At 58.1% G+C, this 7794-nt stretch carries 5 protein-coding genes; all 5 read right to left on the bottom strand.

Annotated features, from left to right (window positions below; translation table 11 throughout):
* On the bottom strand, window positions 1–1384 hold a 1384-nt coding region (locus H7A81_RS23855; RefSeq protein ID WP_182058917.1), incomplete at its 3' end, for a serine/threonine-protein kinase.
* Complete coding sequence (gene tssH, locus H7A81_RS23850; protein ID WP_182058916.1) at window positions 1377–4001, bottom strand: type VI secretion system ATPase TssH; 2625 nt, start codon at window positions 3999–4001, stop codon at window positions 1377–1379. The genes tssH and H7A81_RS23855, both read right to left, overlap by 8 nt.
* A 104-nt stretch (window positions 4002–4105) precedes the next feature.
* Window positions 4106–5149, bottom strand: a complete 1044-nt coding sequence (tssG, locus tag H7A81_RS23845) for a type VI secretion system baseplate subunit TssG (RefSeq protein WP_182058915.1) — start codon at window positions 5147–5149, stop codon at window positions 4106–4108.
* Window positions 5146–7017 carry a type VI secretion system baseplate subunit TssF gene (gene tssF, locus H7A81_RS23840; protein ID WP_182058914.1) on the bottom strand — a complete coding sequence of 624 codons (1872 nt, stop codon included), beginning with the start codon at window positions 7015–7017 and terminating at the stop codon, window positions 5146–5148. Before tssF ends, tssG begins: the two co-directional genes overlap by 4 nt.
* Window positions 7014–7565, bottom strand: a complete 552-nt coding sequence (gene tssE / locus H7A81_RS23835; protein WP_182058913.1) for a type VI secretion system baseplate subunit TssE — start codon at window positions 7563–7565, stop codon at window positions 7014–7016. The genes tssF and tssE overlap by 4 nt, the downstream gene beginning before the upstream one ends.
* Window positions 7566–7794: the final 229 nt, after the last annotated feature.

Here is a 7794-nt window from a genome sequence, read left to right as displayed (position 1 = left end):
CAATATGCAATGTATGCTGCCAGTGACCGCCTTGCTTAAGCGTCACCTGCAACTGATAGTCTCCCGGAACTAAACTCAACCTTTTCATGCCATCCTGATCATCCGTGCTTTGCGCCTTACCGTTGATTTCCACCTGAGTCAGCTGGGTGGCATCTGCTGCGCGCAGATAAATCTGCGCGGGCGTAACAGGGACAGACGCGACAGCGGGTTTAGGTGACGGCGTCACTTTTTGTTCTGCCACATCCACCGCAGGTTTTGTTGGGGCGACCGCCACGTGTGGAGGGCTATTGTTCTTCAGTCCGTGTACCGCAAGCAGGGTCACCAATCCCGCTGCGGCTATCCCGCCGCCAATCCACAGTGGACGCCGTGTGCGTGGCGTCACGATAGCCGGTTCAGACATGGCTATCTCCGGCACCACCACTGCAGGCAACAAGGTTTCTTCGCGCGCAGTGGTCAGTTCCGGTTCTGGCGCATCACACTGCACCTCACGGTCGTTTTCCACCAACAGATCGCGCAGAGCGACAATTGACTGCGGGCGCTGCTCGGGTTCGCAGGCCAGCATCTGGTCGATGGTATGCAGCAAACCGCGGGAATAACCGCTCAGCTCCCGTTCAGCCAGCGGCTGATAACTATCACTCAGCGAACGCACCACGCTTACCGGCGGTGCCTCGCCGCAAATCAGCGTATGCAATACCGCGCCCAGTGCATAGATATCGGTCCACGGGCCCTGATCGCCATCGCGTCCTTCACTGTACTGTTCAATCGGCGCATAACCCGGCTTCAGCATGATCTCGGTTTTATCCGTCAGATGTCCGATGGTTTTGCACGCTGAACCGAAATCCAGCAGCACCGGCGCGCCATCCTGTTGCAGCAAAATATTGTCCGGTGCGATGTCGCGATGCAGATAGTCGTGATCATGCAGGGTTTTCAACGCGCTCAACAGTGGCGGCAGCATGTCGCGCATCGCCTCTTCACTGCAGGGGGTAAAATCACGCAGGTAGCGACTTTTCAGCGTTTCACCCTGATAGAACTGCGTCACCATATAGGCGGTGTCGTTGGCTTGCCAGAAGCGCAGCACGTGCAACAGATGTGGATGGTTAAAGCGCCCGAGGGTTTTGGCTTCCTGCATAAAGCTGTTTAAACCCGCTTGATAGAGGCGCATAAAGCGCTCACTGCGCAACAGCAGATGATGATTCTCATCACGCAGCGCAATTGAAGCCGGCATAAACTCTTTGATGGCCACAGTACGATCCAACTCGCTATCCCAGGCGCGATAGACAATGCCGAAACCGCCTTCACCAATTACCTGCTGGATTTCATACTCGTTAAAGCGATAACCGATGGGCAGCGCCTGAGATGCGGTGTTGTTGCTGGCTTCACTCATGTTCTGCCTCCACACTGAATTCCAGCTGGAAAGCCGTCTGTTGATAATCCACCCGCAGCCGACGCGGCGTCGTTGCGGCAGCTTCACTCAGCAACTGACAGCTGATTTGTGGCAACAGTGTCTGCGATAGTACGGCGTCCACCATGCGTCCACCGGATTCCCCTTCGGTGCAGCGCTGCATAATTTGTTGTGCCACGGCCGGGGCAAACTCGGCGGTGATGGCGTGGCGATCGAGTAAGCGCTGTTGAATTTTTGCCAGCCGCAGATCGATAATGCGGATCAGCATGGCATCGCTGAGCGGCACGTACGGAATCACCGCCAGACGGCCCAGCAGTGCGGCGGGGAAGACTTCGCGCAGCGGCGCGCGTAGCAGGCGGTTCATTGTCTCCGTGTCCGGCTGTACTTCAGTCTGAGAGCAGGCGTGCGCCAGCTCATCACTGCCGATGTTCGAGGTCAGAATGATCACCGTGTTGCGGAAATCGATGCGTCGACCTTCGCCATCCTCCATCCAGCCTTTATCGAATACCTGGAAGAAGATTTCGTGCACGTCTGGGTGCGCTTTTTCGATTTCATCCAGCAACACCACGCTGTAGGGGCGACGACGTACCGCTTCAGTGAGCACACCGCCTTCGCCATAACCGACATAGCCCGGCGGTGCGCCTTTGAGCGTGGAGACGCTGTGCGCTTCCTGGAATTCACTCATGTTGATGGTGATCAGATTCTGTTCGCCGCCGTACAAGGTCTCGGCCAGCGCCAGTGCTGTCTCGGTCTTACCGGTGCCTGATGGGCCACACAGCATAAATACGCCAATGGGTTTGCCGGGATCGTCGAGTTCGGCGCGCGATGTCTGGATGCGCTGCGCGATGGCGTTGAGCGCCGATTGCTGACCGATGACCCGCTGTGCCAGCGTATCGGCAAGATTGAGCACCGCATCGCGTTCACTTTGCAGCATGCGGCCAAGTGGGATACTGGTCCAGTCGGCGACCACACTGGCCACCACGCTGCTGTCGACAGCCGGGAAGGTCAGTGGCGTATCGCCTTGCAGGTCGTCCAGCTGCTGCTGTAGCGCCTGGTAGCGCGCGCTGCGTTCGGCATCCTGATCGACCAGCAGCTCTGCACGCAGCGCACTCAGCTGCTGGGTCAGAGCCAGCGCCTGTTGCCAGCGCAGATCCAACTGCTGCTCTTCATCTTGCAAGATCACTTGCTGCTGTTGTGCTTTGGCGATTCGCACAGGGGCGGAGTCGAAGCCGAGGCGGGCTTCACGTTCGGCGATGTCAATTTCAAGCTGCAGTGCTGCCAGCTGCTGACGGCAAAATGCTAGCTCTGGCGGTTGATGGTGCAAGCTCACCGCCACGCGGGCGCAAGCGGTATCCAGCAGGGCAATGGCTTTGTCGGGCAGCTGGCGGGCCGGGATGTAGCGTTGTGAAAGGCGTACCGCGCTCTGTAACGCTTCATCCAGCAACAGTACCTGATGATGTTGCGACAGGGGCTGAGCCAGGTGGCGCAGCATTAAAATCGCAGTTTGCTCATCCGGTTCTGCCACCTGCACCGGCTGGAAGCGTCGGGTCAGCGCCGGATCTTTTTCGATGTACTTTTTGTACTCCGCCCAGGTGGTGGCACCCACGGTACGCAGCTGTCCGCGCGCTAACGCCGGTTTCAACAAGTTAGCGGCATCGCCCGTGCCTTGCTGGCCGCCAGCGCCCACCAGCGTATGGATTTCATCGATAAACAACACAATCGGCTGTGGGCTGGATTGCACCTGGTTGATCACCGCCTGCAGGCGCGCTTCAAATTCACCTTTCACTGAGGCGCCGGCCTGCAGTAAGCCGATATCCAGCAGCCACAGTTGCACCTGCTGGAGCGGCGGGGGCACATTGCCGCTGGCGATACACTGCGCCAGACCTTCTGCCAGCGCGGTTTTACCCACGCCAGCTTCACCGGTCAGCAGCGGATTGTTCTGGCGACGGCGCAACAGGATATCGATCATTTGACGAATCTCTTCATCGCGGCCGACCACCGGATCGATGTTCCCGGCGCGCGCTTCAGCGGTGAGATCGCGGCCATATTTCGCCAGCACATTTTCGCCGCTGGTATTAACCGATGTAGATTGAGTGACGTTGTCACTTATGTTCTGCTGCTGTTCATCGCTGGACTGAATGTAATCGCTAAAGGACTCCAGCAAACGATCGGCGCTGATGCGGCCAAATTCGCCGGAGATCGCCATCACAACATGACGTAATGCCACCGTTTTCAACAAGGCGAGCAACAAATGCCCGCCGCGAATCTGAGTCTCTCCCACGCTGAGCGAGCAGTAGATCCAGGCACGTTCCACGGCGTTATCGATATGTTCCGCGAGATCCGCCACGGCACTGGCTCCGCGCGGCAGGCGATCCAGAGCGCTAACCAAATCACTGCTGAGTTGCGCGTCATCCAGTTCAAAACGTCGCGCAATCTGTTGTAAGTCGCTGTTGGGTTGTTGCCAGAGTTGATGCAGCCAATGCACCAGTTCGACATACGGATTTCCACGTAATTTGCAAAACGCGGTGGCACTTTCCAGTGAGGTGAACAGGGTGCGATTCAATTTGCTAAACAGAACGTTGCGACGAATATCTGACATGGTGTTCCCTTATCTACGCGAAATTTTTCCCGGGGCGCCATACATAGCGGCCCGACAGGTTTGGGCGAAAAAGGCGAATGGCGTGCGATCAAACGCACGATTCATCAGTGCCGGGCATCTGGCTGGTAAATCAAATCATCACGGTGGCGTGCATCAGGCTGCTCGCCAAGCCAGCTGGTATAGCCGAGCGGTTGTTCGCCCCCGAGGGCCACGCCTGCCACATCGTCTCTGTGCAGTTCCAGCTGCACTTCCCAGTTGTATTCGTTACCCAGGTAGTGGCGTACCCAATCCACCACCTGCAGGGCATGGCGCGCGCGCGGCAGCAGTTGCTGATAATCCTTGAGGCGCAGCGGGCCCAGGCGCAGGCGAAACTTGTGTTGAATGTCGCGCACTGCGCCGCCAAGAAACGCGGTTTCACCGAGGCGCGGCGCATGTTTACCCGCGCGCAACTGGGCCTGTTCGCGTTCGCCAATGCGCATCCACTGCGGAATGTTGTGTTTGATTGCGACAGGCACCTGTAGATACCAGCTCAGGCTGCGGGTTAACCCTTCGCCGTCGTGAGTCTGCCGGGTGAAGTGGCCAGCCAGGGCATAGCGCGCATGCTCATTGAGACTGCCGCGATCCTGCTGCAGCGCCGGTTGGCCGACGCCGGTTAAGCAGGAGAGATAGTGATTGAACTGATGACGATCCGGACGATCGAGGGCAATGGCGGGCTGCGCATCCGCCCAGGCGCGGTAAAACAGCAGGATAAGGCGGTGATGGAACAGATTACAGAAGGCCACCATGCTGCGGTCGCCGAAATGGGTTACGCGCTCATGGGCATACTCCGTGAGGTGCAGTGGCAAAGGACCATTAGGCCCAAACAGGCCAAAACTCCAGATATCCACCTCGTGCAGATCATCGCTGCTACGCTGGCGAATGCCCGCTAAGGTCGACGGGGCGAAGGCCAGTGATGGCGATTGTCCCAGACGCAGCGGTTCATTGCGCGGCAGCGGCGCGCGTCCCAGTTGCCACGCGCTGCCCGCTTGCGCATCAAGACGACGCAGCAGTTGAAACAGGTCATGCTGGAAAGGGGCCGCGCGGCGTTGCTGCCAGAAATCATCCGGCAGGCGGCAGGCAATACGCCAGCTTTTACGTAGCGTGGTCATAGCAATGACCTCTTGCCCATTTGCGGCGGCCAGTAACCTATTTCTCCGCGCTGGCTGCTGTTCATCGTTAGCTCGGTAAAAGTGTTGATGGCGACCATGCGGCGGAACAGTGTCGCTAACACGCTGCCGAGCACCCACGGACTGGCACCACCAAACGCTTGTTCGTCGATGGTCAGGGTAATGGCAATCCCCCGCGCGAAGACAATCGGCCCCGGTTCGGGCACGCGGCGAAACACCGGGCGCATTTCACAATGGCGCACGCCTTCAATCTGGCGCGAGGTGGCGGCTTCTGCGGTATCGGCATACAGCGACAGCAGCTGACGCAGTGAGGCCGCACCCTGATCGCCGTCGCTTTCCATCAAGCTGAGGTAATTAAGCTGCAGTTGACTGATCAGGCGCCATGCGGTGGCACCGGCGGCCAGCGCCGGCCGTGGCGCGCTCGGTCCTTTGCGCAGATGAATACCCAGCACCGGCGCTGAGGTGGGCAGGGTGAACTGATCCATACCTTGCTGTTTGAGCAACAGCGGTAAGTCGCGATTGGTGCACAGCACATCGGCCATCACATACTGCACCGCTTCGGACCAGGGGGATTGCTGCTCATCCACCAGGGTAACAAACAGCTCTGAACCGGCATAACCGGTGCGCGTGCCGTAAATTTTGGCCTGATCCGACAGCGTGCGTGCTTCGCGCCGTTGCGAAAAGTAGGCTCCGTAATTGCCGTGATCGCTGCCAAAGCTGTGCCAGAACGGGCGGAATACCTGTTCTTCATGCAACGACTGGCCGCTGCCGTACAGGCGATTGACGCTGTACACTTCATATTCGAGCGGGTTGGTGTTATCGACCACCAGGTGGTAGTCATTGCGGCCCTCGGTAAGCTGGATACGTTCAGCAACCCGCGGAAACAGGTTGATCGCTGGCGTGCAATGCAGCGCCAGATGCGACACATCCACCACGCTTTCCAGATCGTCGTCGGCTTTATCCAACAGCAGCACGATTTCCATTTCGGTGGCACCGCGCAGCTGTTTCACTAACGGCTGCAACCCGCTGGTGCGGAAGAACAGGAAACGCGCCGGAAACGCGAAGTACTCCTGTAATAAGCGATAGCCAGTGAAGTTGCGCAGGTCATCAGGCAGCAGCGCCTCTTCGGCAGCGAATCCTTGCTGATGCAGGGCTTCCGGTTCCAGTAGCAAGTGTTGAGCGTTGTCCAGGCTGCGATACAGCACGCCGACACAGTGCGCCATCAGCAGTTCCATCAGCTCAGTGGCAGGCAGATCGGCTCCGCTAAGATGGAAGCGCACATCTTCCATCTCCAGCTGATGCAGCGGGATGTTGCCTGTGGTTTGCAACCGGATACGCAGCGCGCGCACCGCACCACGTTGAGAGAGTTGAGCAGCGGAAACGGGCAGATTAGCCGGGATGCCACCGAGCGAGACTTCACGCAGTTGCAGTGGCAGCAGCGTGACATCATGCGCGGTGCGGTATTTACAGCTGACGCCTTTGCTTTTCATCGCCTGATTCTCAATCAGCGAGCCGCGTGGAATTGAGAAGCCGCTGCTGATCTTGCCTTTCATGTGATCCGGCTGAAACTCGACGATCGCCATGGAGGGGGTGGGCGCCAGATAATTGGGGTAGATCATCTCCAGCAACTGCTCGGTGAAGCGTGGAAACTCCGCATCCATTTTGAGCTGCACGCGCGAGGTGAGAAAGGCAAAACCTTCCATCAGGCGTTCAATGTAAGGATCCGAGACCTCAATACCTTGCATGCCCAAACGTCCGGCCACTTTGGGATAACGATCGGCGAACTCGGCGCCCATTTCGCGCAGGTAGTTTAACTCGCGGTTGTAGTAATCAAGCAGTTGTGGATTCATGCGTCCGCGTCCTTCAGGTCAAAACGGCTGTGTTCGAGATCGAGTTCAGTGCGAAACACAAACGCCAGCGGCCAGGGAATGCACCACAAATTGCCGCTGATTTCGATGGAGAGGGTGTTGTGATTGTTAAGGGCGTTAACGTCGGTCAGGCAGCGAATCTGCAAATCATGCGGGATGATGCGCGGCTCAAACTGCAGCATGGCGCGTCGCAGCGCCGTGCGCACATCGTCCCACTCAATCTCTGACATGCGCTTACCGGCCAGCGGCGTTAGTCCGAAGTTGATCACGGACATACGTGCTTCCGGCCACGGCTTGAGATCGTGCTGGCTTTCGTTGTTGATGCAGTTAAACAGCCACTGCAGATCGCGCAGAACCTGAGTGCGCAGGGTTTGATGACTCACTGACTGGCGCCCCAACTCAATGTTCTGCTGCTCGGGATGATCGTCGGTGAGACGATCAAGCAGGCTGGGGCGCATCTCATCCTGAGCGGTGACACGCTGCTGTTTGCGCGCCTGCCAGCCGTTGAAACTGTCGGAATGGGGTTTCATTCAGGCTCCTTGATAATTCGATGCGAATAAAGGGCGAAGCGGCTCATCAGCATCAGTGCGTGGTTTAGCTGGCGGGTTGCGTGGGATCGCGCTGCTGTAAATGCAGCGCCTCAACCTGATGCCAGTTGAGCTGGCTGGCACTGACATCGATCTGCCAGCGATGCAGCGCATCGGCCATCAACTGGGCATTGACGTTGTCATCATGCAGCTGCGCCTCGCGAGTTTTCAC

The organism is Pantoea sp. ME81 (assembly GCF_903970985.1).
In the GTDB taxonomy this organism is placed as follows: domain Bacteria; phylum Pseudomonadota; class Gammaproteobacteria; order Enterobacterales; family Enterobacteriaceae; genus Pantoea; species Pantoea communis.
The sequence above is the reverse complement of the archived record's forward strand: the minus strand, read 5'-3'. Positions and strand labels throughout refer to the sequence as shown.